Consider the following 16,022-nt stretch of genomic DNA (forward strand, 5'->3'; position numbering starts at 1 on the left):
TCAGGGGCGCGAGCCGGGTAGGACCACGGCGAGGATCTCCGGCAGGGTGACCGTCCGCATGCCGGTGCCCCCGCTCCCTGTGTCCCCGCTCCCTGGGACGCCCACGATCTGCTCGCCCTCGTCGCGCATCCTGCGCAGGGTCTCGTGCACCGGCATGTCCGCCGGGAGCACCAGCAGAGGCCGGACGAGACCGTCGACCTCGTCGACACCGGTGCCACGCGGGAGGGTGAGGGTGTCACGGACATGGACGAAACGACCCCGGCAGTTCACGGTGCCTGCACCGTCAGTTTCCGCCGCAGTGCCGGAGGTACCGACGAGGATGCGCATCTGCCCGCTGGCGCGTGCGGCGTCCTGAACCTGGCCGACGGTCGCCCCGGAGGGAAGCGAAGGGACGTCGTCGCCCGGGAGTTCGCCGAGAGCACGTCGGGTGAGGTCCAGCGCGCCCAGCACGCGGTCCCGGTCCCCGGAGTCGAGGGAACCGGCGCGGGCCGAATGCTCCACCAGCTGCCGCAGGGACTCGGCGTCATGCCCGCTCGCCGCCGCCCGGTCGACCGGTTCGACACCCGCCCAACGGACCAGCCTGTTGGCCAGCCGGTTCATCCACAGCAGCAGGGGCCGCAGGATCCAGGCCAGGGCACGGGCCGGAACAGCGACGAGACGTGCCGCCCGGTCCGGGAAGGCGATCGCCCACGACTTCGGGGCCATCTCCCCCACCACCAGGTGGAGAAAGGTGACCAGGAACAGCGCGAGGAGGAAGGAGACCACGTAGGCGGCCGAGTCCGGCAGCCCCACCGCCTCGATCAGGGGCAGGATCCAGGAGGACACCGCCGGTTTGGTCACCGCACCGAGAGCGAAGGTGACCAGGGTGATGCCCAGCTGGGCGGCGGCGAGCATCACGGTCAGCTCGTCCATGCCCCGCAGTGCCGCCCGTGCGGTGACACTGGTGGCCGCCTGCTCCTCGAGCCTGCGTCGGCGGGCCCCCAGAAGGGCGAACTCGATCATGACGAAGAAGGCGCTGGCCACCAGGAGCGCCAGGGTGACGACAACCACTGTCACGGTGTTCACCGGTCATCTCCTTTCTCCGGCACCGGCCGGGGTGTCTCTTCTGCCGTACCTGAGCCGTCGACGGTGACGGTCACCCGCACCAGCGAGGGCACGTGCCGTTCAACGGCGAGGACCCTGAGGACGAGGGCCCGGGTCGGGGCGTCCTCCAGGACTTCGCGGGGATCCTCCGGCAGTTCCACCCGGACGACCTCCCCGACCTGGGGAAGCGTTCCCGCATACTCGATCACCAGGCCGGCGAGAGTCTCGGCACCGGACTCCGGCAGCAGGACGCCCAGGCCACGCGCCACCTCGTCAAGGTGCTCCTCACCGGGAAGGACCTCGCCGGTGGTCTCCGAGGCGCCGGAATCCGGGTCATCCCGGGTGAGGACCGCCACATCGTGCTCGTCGGTGAGCTCACCGACGACTTCTTCGGCGAGGTCCTCGACCGTGAGCACACCGGACATGCCCCCGTATTCGTCGATGACACAGGCCAGCCGGTCACTGTCCGAGGTCAGGGCGGAGAGTGCGTCCGGCAGCCGCATCGCCTCGGGGAGGATCACGGCCTCACGGACCAGTCCCAGGACCGGGGTGTCAGGGTCCAGGTCAGGGTCCAGGACGTCCTCGAGGTGGAGGACGCCGTGGATGACCTCGGTTTCACCGTTGCCGGACACCACAGGGTAGCGGGTGTGCTCGACGGACATGCGTCCGCGGGCGTCACGCACGGTCGTGTCCGCGGTGAGTTCACCGGTGCGTGACCTCGGGACCATGGCGTGGCCGACGGTGCGTTCCGGGAAGTCGAGGATGCGCTCGACCAGTCCCGACACTTCCCCGGGGAGGTCGCCGGACTCCCTGGCGTCGCTGACTATTCTCTCCAGGTCACGCGGGGTCGCGGTCGCGTCGACGTCCTCGACCGGGGTCACGCCGACGGCACGCAGCAGCGCGGTCGACGAACGGTCGAAGAAGGCGATCAGCGGACCGAAGACCTTCATGTAGACGGAGGTGGAGGTCGCCAACGCCTTTGCCAGGGGTTCCGGCGAGGCGATGGCGAGGTTCTTGGGGAAGAGTTCGGCGCCGACCATCTGTACGACGGTCGCCACGAGCAGGACGATCACGGCGACGGTCGCGGCAGGGCTGCCCGTCAGTTCACTGACGGCGTCCCCGATGAGGGGTTCCGCCAGTTCACCGACGAGAAGTCCGGTGACGGTGATGCCGAGCTGGGCCCCGGAGAGCATGAAGCTTGTCCGACGGGTAACGCCGAGTGCGCGGGCGGCTTTCCGGTCCCCCCGGTCGGCTGCCGCGGCCAATCTGGCACGGTCGACGGACATGTACGCGAACTCCTGGGCGACGAACCAGGCGTTCAGTGCTATGAGCACGAGAACAGCAGTAATTCCGGCGGTGAGCGTCACCGCCGCTGCAACGGTGGCGCTCATCGATGTTCACCATCGTCCATGGTGGACGATCAACTCCTTCGGTAGATGGCAGTGAACGAAGTTTACACAAATCACCGGGACCATGTGCAAGGTAGCCTCGGTCACCATGAGTGACGACGCCTCCCCCACACCTCCCACCGGCCCCACCTACCCTGACGTCTACCGTGCCTCCGGCACCCGTTACACCGGGACCGACAGCTCTCCCGCCATGCCCTACCGCCGCAGCGGCACCTCCGGGCTCAGGCTCCCCGCGATCACCCTCGGTCTGTGGCACAACTTCGGTTCCGACCGGCCCCTGGAGAACCAGCGGCAGATCCTGCGCCGGGCATTCGACCGTGGCGTGACGCACTTCGACCTGGCGAACAACTACGGACCGGTCCCGGGTGCGGCGGAGGAGAACTTCGGCAGGATCATGGCCTCAGATTTCCGGCCCTACCGTGACGAGATTCTGGTCAGTTCGAAGGCCGGCTGGTACATGCAGGACGGCCCCTACGGTTTCGGCGGCTCCCGGAAGTACCTGGTGGCCAGCTGTGACGCCTCACTGCGCAGGACCGGGCTGGACTACTTCGACATCTTCTACCACCACCGGCCCGACCCTGAAACCCCGGTGGAGGAGACCGTGGCCGCCCTCGACCACCTCGTCCGGTCGGGCCGGGCACTGTATGTCGGTGTCAGTTCATACTCCCCCACCCTGACACGTCGCGCCCAGGAGGTGGCCCGCGACCTGGGCACACCGCTGCTGATCCACCAGCCGAGCTACTCCATGTTCAACCGGTGGGTCGAGGACGGGCTCCTGGAGACCTGCGCCGGGGAGGGCATGGGCGTCATCGCGTTCTCCGCACTGGCCCAGGGGCTGCTCACCGACCGCTACCTCGACGAGATCCCGGAGGACTCCCGCCTGGGCAGGAACCGTATGGACGCCGGTTTCCTCACCGACGACACCCTCCTGGCCGTCCGCGCGCTCAACGACATCGCAGCGGGACGGGGCCAGTCGCTGGCACAGATGGCGATCGCATGGGTGCTGCGGCGCCCGGAGGTCACCAGTGCGCTGATCGGGGCGTCCTCGGTGGATCAGCTCGACGATTCCCTCGGTGCCCTGGACAATCTCACCTTCACCGACGCCGAGCTCGCGGAGATCGACCGTTACGCGGTGGACCGGGGTGTCAACCAGTGGGCGAAGGCCACGGAGTCGACTGACTGACAGGCCGGCCCGGGGGGTCAGCGTCCGAAGACCTCCACCACGGCGGCGTTGAACGCGTCCACGTCCGTCCTGGTGCGTGAGGTGACCAGCGGCCCTGTGGTGGCGCCGTCGGTCACCCCGGTCCCGTCGTCGATGTGGACCTCCTCGTCGACCCAGGTCGCGCCGGCGTTCACCAGGTCGGTGCGCAGCGTCGGCGAGGAGGTGAGGGTGCGCCCACGGACCACGTCGGCGTCGGTGAGGATCCATGCACCGTGACAGATCGCGGCGACCGGCTTGCCTGCCCGCATCATCCCGCGGACCAGGTTCACCGCATCCGCGTCGAGACGGAGCTGGTCGGCGTTGCTGACACCTCCGGGCAGGACAAGCGCTGAGAAGGACGCCGCGTCCACGTCAGCGGTGACCATGTCGGGGGCGTAGGACGTCCCCCGCCGGCCGGTGATGAGACCGTCCCGGGGAGCGACGAACACGACCCTGCCACCGGCCTGTTCGACAGCATGCTTGACCTGGCTGACCTCCGCGTCCTCGAAGCCGGTGGTGGCCAGGACAGCGATCGTCTTCCTGCTGAGATCACTCATGCCACCACAGGCTACTCCGGGTCATCAGAAGAAACCGTCCGCGGTCTCCTTGTACGACCACAGCAGGTTCTTCGTCTGCTGGTAGTGGTCGAGCATCATCAGGTGGGTCTCCCTGCCGATACCGGACTTCTTGTAGCCTCCGAAGGCCGCGTGGGCGGGGTAGGAGTGGTAGTTGTTCACCCACACCCGTCCGGCCTGGATGGCGCGGCCGGCACGGTAGGCGGTGTTGGCGTTGCGTGACCAGACTCCGGAGCCGAGACCGTACTCGGTGTCGTTGGCGATGGTCATGGCCTCGTCAAAGTCCCTGAAAGTGGTGACCGCCACGACCGGACCGAAGATCTCCTCCCGGAAGCACCGCATGGAGTTCTCGCCCTTGAGGATGGTCGGTTCAATGTAGTAGCCGCCCTCGAGACCCTCCACGGTGCGGACGTGGCCGCCGGCGAGCACCTCGGCACCTTCGGCCGGACCGGACGTGAGGTACCCGGAGATCTTGTCCATCTGTTCCTGGGACGCCTGGGCGCCGATCATTGTCTCGGTGTCCAGGGGGTTTCCCGCTCTGATGGCCTTGACACGTTCCACGACAAGGGAGAGGAACTCGTCGGCGATGTCCTCCTGGATCAGGGCACGGGACGGGCAGGTGCAGACTTCGCCCTGGTTGAGGGCGAACATGGTGAAGCCTTCGACGGCCTTGTCGCGGAAGTCGTCGTCGGCGTCCATGATGTCGGAGAAGAAGACGTTGGGGGACTTGCCGCCGAGTTCAAGGGTGACGGGGATGAGTTTGTCCGCGGCCGCCTTGTTGATGAGCTTGCCGACCTCTGTGGAGCCGGTGAAGGCGATCTTCGCGATCCTGTCCGAACCCGACAGTGCGACACCGGCCTCCTCCCCCAGTCCGTTGACGATGTTGAGGACCCCGGCGGGGAGCAGGTCGCCGATGAGGTCGATGACGTAGAGGATGGACGCCGGTGTCTGTTCGGCCGGCTTCAGCACGATGGTGTCCCCGGCGGCGAGGGCGGGGCAGATCTTCCACGCGGCCATGAGGACGGGGAAGTTCCAGGGGATGATCTGGCCGACAACGCCGAGCGGCTCGTGGAAGTGGTAGGCGACGGTGTTCTCGTCGATCTGGGAGAGGTGCCCCTCCTGGGCACGCAGGGCCCCCGCGTAGTAGCGGAAGTGGTCGACCGCCAGGGGAATGTCGGCGGCGAGGGTCTCCCGGACGGGTTTGCCGTTGTCCCAGGTCTCTGCGACGGCGACGGCCTCGAGGTTCTCTTCGATCCGGTCGGCGATCTTCAGCAGGATGTTGGAGCGTTCCTGGACACTGGTCCTTCCCCACGCGTCCGCGGCGGCGTGGGCGGCGTCGAGGGCGAGGTCGATGTCCGCGGCTTTTCCGCGGGCGACACGGGTGAAAACCCTGCCGTCGACGGGGCTGATGTTGTCGAGGTATTCGCCGTCCACCGGAGGCACCCACCGGCCTCCGATGTAGTTGTCGTAGGTGTCGCGGTAGGAGACGAGGGAACCTTCTGTGCCGGGGGCTGCGTAGACGGTCATGTGGTGGTGGTCCTCCGTTCGGGTCCGGACCGGACCCTCGAGTGCTGGTCGGATTGCTGCCGACCAACCTAACCGCAGTAAAGTGTGATGGCGACCACTATATGTTCATAATCTAACTGGCATCACACTCTTCGAGGTGTCCGCGCAGGTACCCGGCACTTAACAGTTAAGTGACAGAACAGAAACAACCCCCGTCCACGACAGAACGGGGGTGGTTACCAGGGGTGGCAGCTCCGGACAGTCCGGAGTCGGACGCCCCCGGAAATCAGGCCGCGCGCCGGCGGGCGAGAATGAGATGGTCCAGACTGAACCTCCCGCCACCGACGGCGGCGACGAGGGCCGTGCCCGCAGCCAGCGCCAGGACCAGCTCATAGCCGCCGCCGTCGACGAAGATGGTGCCCGCGTCGGCATGGACGAACCACCATGCGCCGAGCATGTCGAGGACAACCAGGACCCCGACCACCGGAGTGGCCAGCCCGAGAATGAGAAGGGCCCCGCCGACGAGCTCGACGGTGGCGGCGAAGATCGCCGCCGCGGTGGCCGCGGGGATACCCATCGACTCAAAGAAGGCGGAGGTGCCGTCGATGGTGTTCGTGAAGAACTTCTGCCAGCCGTGGGCGATGAGGATGACGCCGAGTGCGACGCGTGCGATGAGAATGACAATGTCTGAAGTCGTACGGGAGGCTCCGGTGGAGAGCATGACGCCCTTTCTGGAAGTAAGTAACGGACACCTCCACCATAGCGGATCTAGTTGACATGTCAACAAGCGGTGGTGCGGCTCACGGCGTCCCCGTCCGGCACAGCCGGATCACTCCCACCGGACGCGGGGTCAGTTCCACCGGACGCTCCGGGTCAGTTCAACCGGCCGACCCGGACGGTCACCGGCCAGGAGACCTGCCGTGGACGCCCGTTGTCCCCCCAGATCCTCACCACATCGGCACAGAAGTCACGGAACAGGTCCGCCCGCCCCGCCTCCTCCGCCCGGCGGACCGCCGACCACGTACCGATGTAACCGAGGAAAGCCTCAGGATCCAGGTCACGGTCGATACTCAGTTCAGGGGCCTCCAGTTCCTCGAAAGGGAAGTCAAGGGTGCGGTAGCCTTCGTCGACGAAATGGCGTCCCGGATCCCAGAACCGGCCGATCCCGTCGTAGTAGAACCGGCCGAAGAGCTCCTGCAGGTCAGCATCCGAAATCCGCAGCACACCGTAGGTGACCAGCGCGATCACACCACCCGGCGCGGCAATGCGCCGGGCCTCGGAATAGAACTGCGGAAGATTGAACCAGTGCGCCGACTGTGCAGCGGTGACAAGGTCCACCGTGGCGTCCCGGACAGGAAGTCTCTCGGCCGGGGCGACCGCGTAGGTGACATTCGGGCACGGTGTGGCCGCGGCGATCTGCGACTCACTAGGATCAAACGCCAGCACCCTGTCGAAATAGTCCGCGAGCTGTGTGGACAACTGCCCGGTACCGCAACCGACGTCGACGGCGAGAGCGGTGGACGGCGCGAGATCCGCCAGGAACGACGACACCTGCCTCGGGTAACTGGGACGGTAGGTGGCGTACTCGGCACCTCCGGTGGACCAGTTGCTGGGTACGTCAACGGGACCGGTACCGGTGGCAGGTGAGTCAGTCATGTCCCCAGCGTACCGGCGGTCCCACAGAGTGGACAGCGAACACCTGACACTGAACAGAATCCCGCCGTACCCCTGCAGTGCAGGACCTCCCCCGTCTCACAGTTCCAGGCGCGTACCCGTCCACCGTCGCCTCAGCCACCGGTCGTGCGAGGCTACGACGACAGCCCCCGGATACCCCGGGATCGCCTCCTCCAGTGCCGTGACCAGCGACAGCGAAAGATGATTGTCCGGCTCGTCGAGGAGGAGAACCTCGGGCGGGTCGGCGAGCAGCACTGCGAGCGCGACCCTGCGCTGCTGGCCCGTGCTCAGCTGCGCCAGGGGCCGGTCGACGTCCCGCTGACGGACCAGACCGAAGGTCGACAGGGGTACGGCGTCCGCCAGCTCCTCGCCGACGAGATCCCGGTAGGTGCGTTCGACGGTGCGTCCCGCCCCGCGGTCGTGCGGGTCCGGCAGGGTGACCTCCTGGGTGAGGTACCCGGTGCGGACCCCCGTGACGGTGAGCGAGCCGGAGTCCGGCACCAGCACCCCGGCGAGCACGGAGAGCAGCGTGGACTTCCCTGACCCGTTCGGACCTGTGACCAGCAGCTTCTCAGTGCCGTTGAGGGTCAGGGACGTCTCGGCGAGACGCCCTGCCACGGTGATCCCGGACGCCACCACCACCGGGTCCCCGGACGCGCTCCGCGGTCCGCGGACACTGTCCGCCGCCGCGGTGAGCCCGGCGAAAGTCAGTGGCGCGGGCGGTCTGCGAACCTGCTCCTCCTCGAGTTTCTCCAGGCGAGAGCGGGAGTCACTGACCCGCCGTGAGACGACCTTCGCGTTGCGGTCACCGTAGAACTTCTTCGCGATCCTCGACTCGGTCCGCGGTGCGGCACCCGCATGCCCGACCCGGTGACTGTCACGGACCCCGGCACGCATGCGTTTCAGCTCGGCCTGCTCGTCACGGTACCGCCTCTCCCACCGCACCCGCACGTCCCGACGGGCGGCGAGGTAGTCGGAGTAGTTACCGGTGTAACGGGTCACTCCCCCCTCGGCGCCGACCTGCGTCGGAGCGGGGTCAAGGTCGACCAGGGAGGACGCCGTGGCGTCGAGGAAGGCACGGTCGTGACTGGCGAAGAGCACCGGCCCCTTCCACGCGGCGAGGACGCTGACCAGGTAGGCCGTCGCGGCGTCATCCAGGTGGTTCGTCGGCTCGTCGAGCAGGAGGATGTCCGGCCTGTTGAGCAGCAGCCAGGCCAGCGACAGTCGCGCCCGCTGGCCGCCGGAGAGCTCCCCGGTCGGCCGGTCGCCGGGGACGTGTGCCAGGCCGAGTCCGGCGAGGGTGGCGGAGATCCGGGCGTCCGTCTCCCACACGTCGAGCTGTTCAGCCAGGTCAAGGGCTGCTGCGTAGGCGTCCGCGTCATAGGGGTCGGAGGCCTTGTCGAGTGCAGCGAGTGCCTGCCTTTCCGCGGCGACGGCGGACTCCAGGGCCTGCCCGATGGTGTCGGTCGGAGCGAAGGGCGCCTGCTGGTGGAGCAGTCCGACGCGTGCCCGGCGACTCCCGGTGCCGGTGTCGACGTGCCCGGCGGTGTTCGCACCCGGCGGCAGGGAACCGTGGACGGCGTGCAGCAGCGTGGACTTGCCCGAGCCGTTCTCCCCGATCAGGCCGGTCCGCTGTCCTGCAGGGACGGTGAAGGAAATGTCGGTGAGGATGCGGGCGCCGGCAATCTGGACGGACAGGCCGTCAATACGCAGGACAGCGTCCGGGGTGGAGGTGTGCGTGGAGGACTGGGGCAACATGGCGGAACTTCCTGAACGGAGAAAAGGTGTGCCCCGCCGGGCTGTGCCGACCGGTGGCCCGGAGCGTGATGCTCGACGGTGCGTCTGCCGGTGGCGCCTCAGGCGCGGGACGGTTCAGGGGGTTACTTCCGCATGACGCCCCACGCTAGCAGCGGATGAGCGCGTCACGCAACGGCGGGGTCACGACGGGTCCGTCCCCGGGTCCACCGCCGCCATCACTTCGTTGAAGGGTACGAACGTCACTGGTCCGGCCCGGAGTTCCCGGGCGAGTTCGGCTCCGTCAATGTCAGCATGGTCGCGTCCAGGAGAATCCGGTTCACGCTCCGCCGAGGGGCGGGGTCGGCATCATGTCCAGCACTCTGCGGAGGGTCGTCGTTCCCCGCAGATCGAAGAATCTCTCGACCCCGGTCGTCAGCCCCCGCCCACTCCGCTCATCCTTCGATGATCCGCCGGATGGCGTAGAGCGTCTCGGTGATGCCGTAGGTCGCGGCGTCCTTCCGGTCAGCCTCCTGGGCGGCGGCATCCTCCCCGTACTTCTGCGCGAAGAACGCCTCACCCTCGTCGGTGAAGCGGGTGAACTCGGTGATGACGGTGGCGTCGTCCCGACGGTTCACCGGCTCCAGCCGGTAGCCCCACACGGTGCCGGACGAGGTGACCTTCCAGGAGAATTCACGGCCGGGTTCCCAGGTCACGACCTCGGACACCGTCGACCACTCGCGCTCCGGGGTGCGGTTGTGGCCGGTGAACGTGGCACCGACGGTCCGAGCCGCGGGATCGGTCGCCGCAGCGCCGTTCCACTCCGCCCGGTAGCACTGGGGGCTCCACTCGCCGGTGCGGGTGACGTCTCTGACCAGCGCGAAAACCTCGGCGGGGGATGCAGCGACAGTGATGGAGTCACTGAGTTCGTAAGCCATGGAGTCGAGGGTAGTCGGGCGGGACGCCACAGTACTTGCCTTCGAGCGCGCTCGAATCTCTACGGTCAGCTCCATGACCGAACACAGCACCACTGCCCGCACCGCACATCACCCCAGAACCTGGCTCATCACCGGCGCCAGTTCCGGCATCGGACGCGCCCTCACCGTCGCCGCACTGGACGCCGGAGAATTCGTCATCGGGACTGCCCGGCGTCCCGAACGGTTCAACGATCTGGTGCACCGGTACGGAGACAGGTTCACCGCCCTCGCCCACGACGTCCGGGACACCGACCGCGCCCCGGAGATCATCCGACAGGCTTTCGACCTGACCGGACGCATCGACGTCCTCGTCAACAACGCCGGCGGTGGCCAGGTCGGCACCGCCGAAGAGATCGGGGACGCGGACCTCCGCGACATGCTCGACCAGCACCTCTTCGGCCCCGCAGCCCTCGTCCGCGCCGTCCTGCCTCACATGCGCGCGGCTCATTCCGGCACCATCGTGCAGATGAGCAGCCAGGGCGGACGCCTGTCCTTTCCGGCTGTCGGCAGCTACTCCGCCGGAAAGTTCGCCCTCGAGGGATGGTCCGAGGCTCTCGCCGGGGAGGTCAGGCCTTTCGGCATCCAGGTACTCATCGTGGAACCCAGCAGGTTCCGTACCGGGTTCAACGCTCCCGGCGTCCTGAAGACGGCGTCCGTGAACCCGAACTATGAGCAGGTCCCAGGCGCGATCCGTGCCGACATGGCGGACGCCGACGGCCTCCAGGAAGGTGATCCCGCCCGTGCCGCGCTGGCCATCCGCCGCGTCCTCGACATGGAGGACGCGCCTCTGCGCCTCCCCCTCGGAGCGGAGGCGGTCGGCAATCTCACCCGCGCGTACCGGACAGCTCTCACGGACGTGGAACGCCTGGCAGAACTGTCGGCGTCCGCCGACTTCCCGGGGACGACCGCCCCGGTACGTGCCTTCCAGCGCAGCGTCAACGACGCGACCACAGCCGTAGACTGACGCCATGACCACCCGTGACCTCGTGGAACAGCTCCTGGCCCGCACCGCCGATGCGCCGGGGGAGGACACCGTCGACATCCTCCGTGACCTGCTCGATGACGCCACCGTCGATCCTTCCGATCCGCCGCTGGGCATCTCGGAGGCCGCCGCACTGGTCGGGCTGAGCACCCACACTCTGCGCTATTACGAGGACCAGGGTCTGGTCGGCCCGTCGCGGGACTCCACCGGATACCGTCTCTACCATCCCGCTGACCTGCGTCGACTCGTGTTCCTCACCCGGATGCGCCTCTCCGGGATGGGGATGGCGGAACTGAAGCGCTACGTAGCCCTGGTTGAGCAGGGAGAGGCCACGTTCCCGGAACGTCGCGCGATCATGGTGGCGCAGCGAGACCGGATCCGGCGGCAGCTGAGGGAACTTACACTGGCGCTGGAGACCACCGAGTACAAGATCCGGGTGTACACACCGGAGGGGTGAGCTGGCTACCGTGGGGCCATGTGCACCTCACCGCGTACCCGCCGACCGCTCACCTCGGCGGCACTGACTGTCAGTCTCGCCGGCGCGCTGGCGCTGACCACGGCCGGAACCGCCGTGGCCGCCGAACTCCCGTACAGTTCCGGGGTGCAGTCCCAGGTCAGCGGGGCGGTCGCGGACTCCGTCGAGTACGGCGGCTACGTCGCCGGCAGTGTGCAGGCGTTCTTCCGGCTGCCCGTCGACCAGGCGGTCTTCGGCAGTGCGGCCGCCGGGGCGCTCGCCCTGTGTCTGATCCTCCCGACCCGCGACGGCACCTGCGTCATCTGAACTGTCCGAGGAGTCCGAGGAGAGCGAGGAGACACCGGGAGGACGCACCATGTACGTCAAGATGATGAACGAGTACTCCGTCAACTGGCCGTTCTGGAACCCGGCGGGCAGTAATCCGGATACTGACCTGCCCTATCTGCCTGAGGAGATGGAGAACCCCCTCCCCCACCTGCCCGAGGAACTCGCGGACCGGGTCAGGGCCTGGACCAGGCAGTTCGCGGAGAACTATGAACGGAACTTCCAGTGGCCGTCCCGACAGATGGACCGGGGCCACCAGGAGGAGGGACGACGCCTCCACGCAGAGGTCGCTGCAGCTCTCCCTGATGACACGGTGGTGCTCCACTACTGGGAGACCGGTTACGCCGATGATCCCGAGGCCGCAGACGGGTGATCTGGCGGGGCATGGCCACCCGGTCGGGTCTCACCTGGCGGCCCTACTCCGCGTCGCTCACCCCACCGGCGGCGAACTGGCTGCGGTACAGGTCCGCGTAAGCTCCGTCGGCGGCAAGCAGTTCCGCGTGGGAACCCTGTTCCACGATCGAACCGTCGACCATGACGAGGATCCGGTCGGCGTCCCGGATCGTGGAGAGCCGGTGCGCGATGACGAACGAGGTCCGGTCCGCCCGGATCGCGTTCATCGCCTTCTGCACCAGCACCTCGGTACGGGTGTCCACCGACGATGTCGCCTCATCGAGGATCAGCAGTTCCGGGTTGCGTAGAAAGGCGCGGGCAATGGTGATGAGCTGGCGCTCACCGGCGGAGACTGAGCCCCCGTCCTGGGAGATCTCTGTGTCGTAGCCCTGCGGCAGGGCGTGGACGAACCGGTCGACGTACGCCGCTTTCGCCGCGGCGACGACCTCACTGTCGGTGGCGTCAAGACGCCCGTAGCGGATGTTGTCCATGACAGAGCCTTCGAAGACCACGGCGTCCTGCAGCACCATCCCGGTGCGTGAGCGCAGGTCCGCCCGGGTCATGTGGCGGGTGTCCACCCCGTCGAGCAGGATCTGTCCACCGGTGACCTCGTAGAACCGCATGATGAGGTTGACCAGTGTGGTCTTTCCGGCGCCCGTCGGTCCGACGATGGCCACGGTCTGACCAGGCTCCACGGTGAGGTCCAGGTGCTCGATGAGAAGGTCGGAGCCCTCTCCGCCGTAGCCGAAGGAGACATCACGGAACTCGACCCTCCCCGGCCTCTGCCCTGATCCGGTGCGGGGGGACTGTGCATCGGCCGGGTCCGGATCCTCCTCCTCGGCGTCGAGGAGCTCGAAGACCCGCTCGGTGGAGGCGAGCCCTGACTGCAGCATCGTCATCATGCCGGCGACCTCGCTGAGAGGCTGGTTGAATTCGCGGGAGTACTGGATGAACGCCGTCGCCGCGCCCAGGGTCATGGATCCTCCTGCCACCCGCAGACCGCCCACCACTGCGATGACCACGTAAGACAGGTAGGAAAGGAACTGCATCAGCGGCATCATCGACCCGGACAGGAACTGTGCCTTCGCACTGGCCCGGTACATCGCCTCATTGCGCCCGGTGAACTCCGCGGCCATCTGCTCCTGCCGGCCGTAGGCGACCACCAGTTCGTGACCGGTGAACGCTTCCTCGACATGGCCGTTGACCCGGCCGGTCTCGGTCCACTGGGAGACGTACTGGTGCTGTGCCCGGGTGCCGACCACACCGACGACAACCGCCGTCAACGGCAGTATCAGCAGTGCCAGCAGGGTCAGCTGCCAGGAGACGGTGAACATCATCACGACGACTCCGATGATCATCATCAGCGAGTAGACCAGCTGGCTGATGGCCTGCTGCAGGGCCTGCTGGACGTTGTCGACGTCATTGGTGGTGCGCGAGAGAATGTCCCCGCGCTGCCGGGTGTCGTAGTAGCTCAGGGGCAGCCTGTGGATCTTCCGCTCCACATCGGCCCGAAGGTCCACGACGACTGCCACCACCACCTTGTTGAGCACGTACCCCTGCAACCAGTTGAACACGCCGGCGACCAGGTACATGGCCAGTACGACCATGATCAGTTCACCCAGCCTGCCGTAGTCGATACCGGCACCCGGGTCACCGCGCCACATAGCCAGGACCCCGTCATAGATGACGTCAATGGCGTGACCGAGGATCTTCGGCGCCCACACCGTGAGTACGACGCACACGGTGAGCAGGACGAATACCCATGCCATCGCGGCTTTCCTGGCCCCGAGAAGCCCGGTCATCCTTTTCGCCGCCGATCCGATGTTCCGGATCTTCTGCGGCTGCTGCGTCTCGTCCATCAGTTCCCCTCCCCTGTCCCGGCACCGGTGAGCTGTGACTCCACGATCTCGCGGTAGGTGTCGCTGCTTTCGGTGAGCTCGTCGTGGGTGCCCCGGGCGACTATGCGTCCGGCGTCCAGAACGAGGATCTGGTCGGCGTCACGGACGGTGGAGACCCGTTGTGCGACGGTGACCACTGCGGCGTCGACCGTCCTGGGCTGGAGTGCCCGGCGCAGGCGGGCGTCTGTCGTGACGTCGAGGGCGGAGAAGGCGTCGTCGAAGACGTACACCCTGGGTTCCGCGACGAGTGCCCGGGCGATGCACAGGCGTTGACGCTGGCCTCCCGAGACATCTGTCCCGCCCTGGGCTATAGAGGAGGCGAGACCGGACGCCGGGGCTCCGCCGCCCTCACCGCCGCCGGTTGTCCGTTCCGCGACGAAGTCTGCGGCCTGGGCGATGCGCAGGGCGTCCCACAGCTGTTCATCGGTGGCGTCCGACGCTCCGAAGCGGAGGTTGGACGCCACGGTCCCGGAGAACAGGAACGCCTTCTGCGGTACCAGGCCGACCCTGGCGACAATGTCCGCCCGGGCCATCCTGGACAGGGGTACCCCGTCGAGCAGGATCTCCCCTGACGTCGGTTCGAGAAGCCGGGGGATCAGGTTGACCAGGGTGGTCTTCCCCGACCCGGTGGCCCCGATCACCGCGGTGGTCTGACCCGGCCGGACGGTGAAGGACACTCCGGACAGCACCGGCTGGTCCGCGCCTGGGTAGGTGAAGGAGACGTCCCGGAACTCCAGCTCACCGGCCAGGCGCCCGGGCCGGACCGGGTTCTCCGGCTCGGCGACGGTGATCGTGTGGTGGAGCACCTTGTCGATACGCCCTGCACAGACGATTGCCCTGGGGAGCATCATCGCCATGAACGACCCCATCATCACGGCGACGAGGATCTGCAGCAGGTACTGCATGAAGGCGGTGAGCGACCCGACCTCCATCTGACCGTCACCGACCCGGTGACCGCCGAACCACAGCACTGCGGCGGTGGCGATGTGCAGCACCATCATGATCACGGGTCCCATGAGCGCGAACACCCGGCCGACCCGTTCCGACACGAATCCCACGGCCAGGTTCGCGTCACGGAACCGGGAGGACTCGTGCCCCTCCCTCACGAAGGCACGCACCACCCGGATGCCGGCGATCTGTTCCCGCAGGACGCCGTTGATCGCGTCCACCCTGTCCTGCATCATGTTGAACAGGGGGACCAGCTGGGCGATCATCAGCCCGACGACGATGAGCAGCGCCGGCACGGAGACCCACAGCAGCCAGGACAGGCCGGCATCCTCCCTGAGCGCCATGACGATCCCGCCGATGCACATGATCGGCATGGTGACCATGAAGCTCAGTGCCATGGTCGTGACCATCTGGACCTGCTGGACATCGTTGGTCCCCCTGGTGATGAGGGTGGGGACGCCGAACTCCCCCATGTCCCGGGCCGAGAACCTGTCGACTGTCCGGTACACGTCCCGGCGGATGTCCCTGCCTATACCCATTGCGGCGCGGGCAGCGCACCACGTCGCAGCCACCGCGGTGATGACCTGCCCGAAGGCGACGGCCACCATGACACCGCCGGTGGACCAGATGTAGCCGATGTCACCGGTGGACACCCCCCGGTCGATGATGTCTGCGTTGAGTCCGGGCAGGTAGAGGGTCGCGAGAGAGGAGACTGTCTGGAGGACGAGAACTGCGGCGAGCAGCCCTGTGTAGGGGCGCGAATAGGAGCGCAGGAGTCGGAGCAGGTGCACGCGGTCGAACATACAGGCAGCACCGGACAGATAGGACACGGTAAGTTGCCGG

At 67.3% G+C, this 16,022-nt stretch carries 15 protein-coding genes; 5 read left to right on the forward strand and 10 right to left on the reverse strand.

What is annotated here, in order from left to right; genetic code table 11:
- Positions 1 to 1,065 carry a CNNM domain-containing protein gene (locus BN3906_RS06235; protein WP_066585461.1) on the reverse strand — a complete coding sequence of 355 codons (1,065 nt, stop codon included), beginning with the start codon at positions 1,063 to 1,065 and terminating at the stop codon, positions 1 to 3.
- On the reverse strand, positions 1,062 to 2,474 hold the full coding sequence (locus BN3906_RS06240; RefSeq protein ID WP_066585464.1) for a hemolysin family protein: 1,413 nt from the start codon (positions 2,472 to 2,474) through the stop codon (positions 1,062 to 1,064). Before BN3906_RS06240 ends, BN3906_RS06235 begins: the two co-directional genes overlap by 4 nt.
- 106 nt (positions 2,475 to 2,580) lie before the next feature.
- Between BN3906_RS06240 and BN3906_RS06245 the strand changes: the two genes are divergently transcribed.
- Complete coding sequence (locus tag BN3906_RS06245) at positions 2,581 to 3,675, forward strand: aldo/keto reductase (RefSeq protein WP_066585471.1); 1,095 nt, start codon at positions 2,581 to 2,583, stop codon at positions 3,673 to 3,675.
- 17 nt (positions 3,676 to 3,692) lie between these two features.
- Here the strand turns inward: BN3906_RS06245 and BN3906_RS06250 are convergent, their stop codons facing one another.
- The 6 genes from BN3906_RS06250 to BN3906_RS06275 form a co-directional block, all read right to left on the reverse strand.
- The gene (locus tag BN3906_RS06250; RefSeq protein ID WP_066585474.1) at positions 3,693 to 4,250 is read right to left on the reverse strand and encodes a type 1 glutamine amidotransferase domain-containing protein; all 558 of its coding nucleotides are present in this window, start codon (positions 4,248 to 4,250) and stop codon (positions 3,693 to 3,695) included.
- A 24-nt stretch (positions 4,251 to 4,274) separates the two neighbouring features.
- Complete coding sequence (exaC, locus tag BN3906_RS06255; RefSeq protein ID WP_066585479.1) at positions 4,275 to 5,795, reverse strand: acetaldehyde dehydrogenase ExaC; 1,521 nt, start codon at positions 5,793 to 5,795, stop codon at positions 4,275 to 4,277.
- A gap of 265 nt (positions 5,796 to 6,060) precedes the next feature.
- Positions 6,061 to 6,495, reverse strand: coding sequence for a DoxX family protein (locus tag BN3906_RS06260; protein ID WP_066585480.1), 435 nt, complete (start codon positions 6,493 to 6,495; stop codon positions 6,061 to 6,063).
- 152 nt (positions 6,496 to 6,647) lie between these two features.
- Positions 6,648 to 7,430, reverse strand: coding sequence for a class I SAM-dependent methyltransferase (locus tag BN3906_RS06265; protein WP_066585482.1), 783 nt, complete (start codon positions 7,428 to 7,430; stop codon positions 6,648 to 6,650).
- A gap of 96 nt (positions 7,431 to 7,526) precedes the next feature.
- Positions 7,527 to 9,206, reverse strand: a complete 1,680-nt coding sequence (locus BN3906_RS06270) for an ABC-F family ATP-binding cassette domain-containing protein (RefSeq protein WP_066585484.1) — start codon at positions 9,204 to 9,206, stop codon at positions 7,527 to 7,529.
- A 431-nt stretch (positions 9,207 to 9,637) separates the two neighbouring features.
- Complete coding sequence (locus BN3906_RS06275; RefSeq protein WP_066585486.1) at positions 9,638 to 10,120, reverse strand: SRPBCC family protein; 483 nt, start codon at positions 10,118 to 10,120, stop codon at positions 9,638 to 9,640.
- A gap of 73 nt (positions 10,121 to 10,193) precedes the next feature.
- On the opposite strand from BN3906_RS06275, the gene BN3906_RS06280 reads away from it, so the two are divergent.
- The 4 genes from BN3906_RS06280 to BN3906_RS06295 are packed head-to-tail and all read left to right on the forward strand — an operon-like array spanning position 10,194 to position 12,313.
- Positions 10,194 to 11,123 carry an SDR family NAD(P)-dependent oxidoreductase gene (locus BN3906_RS06280; RefSeq protein WP_066585492.1) on the forward strand — a complete coding sequence of 310 codons (930 nt, stop codon included), beginning with the start codon at positions 10,194 to 10,196 and terminating at the stop codon, positions 11,121 to 11,123.
- 4 nt (positions 11,124 to 11,127) lie between these two features.
- Entirely contained in the window at positions 11,128 to 11,598 is a 471-nt protein-coding gene (locus BN3906_RS06285; RefSeq protein ID WP_066585495.1) for a MerR family transcriptional regulator, read from the forward strand.
- Between the two features lie 18 nt (positions 11,599 to 11,616).
- Complete coding sequence (locus BN3906_RS06290) at positions 11,617 to 11,922, forward strand: hypothetical protein (protein WP_066585498.1); 306 nt, start codon at positions 11,617 to 11,619, stop codon at positions 11,920 to 11,922.
- 49 nt (positions 11,923 to 11,971) lie between these two features.
- Positions 11,972 to 12,313 carry an immunity protein CdiI family protein gene (locus BN3906_RS06295; protein ID WP_066585501.1) on the forward strand — a complete coding sequence of 114 codons (342 nt, stop codon included), beginning with the start codon at positions 11,972 to 11,974 and terminating at the stop codon, positions 12,311 to 12,313.
- A 43-nt stretch (positions 12,314 to 12,356) separates the two neighbouring features.
- Here BN3906_RS06295 and BN3906_RS06300 read toward each other — a convergent pair whose 3' ends face one another.
- Together BN3906_RS06300 and BN3906_RS06305 are read right to left on the reverse strand one after the other, a co-directional pair.
- A complete protein-coding gene (locus BN3906_RS06300; RefSeq protein WP_066585504.1) occupies positions 12,357 to 14,192 on the reverse strand; it encodes an ABC transporter ATP-binding protein in 1,836 nt (611 codons plus the stop codon).
- A complete protein-coding gene (locus BN3906_RS06305; protein ID WP_066586249.1) occupies positions 14,192 to 15,982 on the reverse strand; it encodes an ABC transporter ATP-binding protein in 1,791 nt (596 codons plus the stop codon). The genes BN3906_RS06300 and BN3906_RS06305 overlap by 1 nt, the downstream gene beginning before the upstream one ends.
- Positions 15,983 to 16,022 lie beyond the last annotated feature (40 nt).

This window comes from Corynebacterium provencense (assembly GCA_900049755.1).
GTDB lineage: Bacteria > Actinomycetota > Actinomycetes > Mycobacteriales > Mycobacteriaceae > Corynebacterium > Corynebacterium neomassiliense.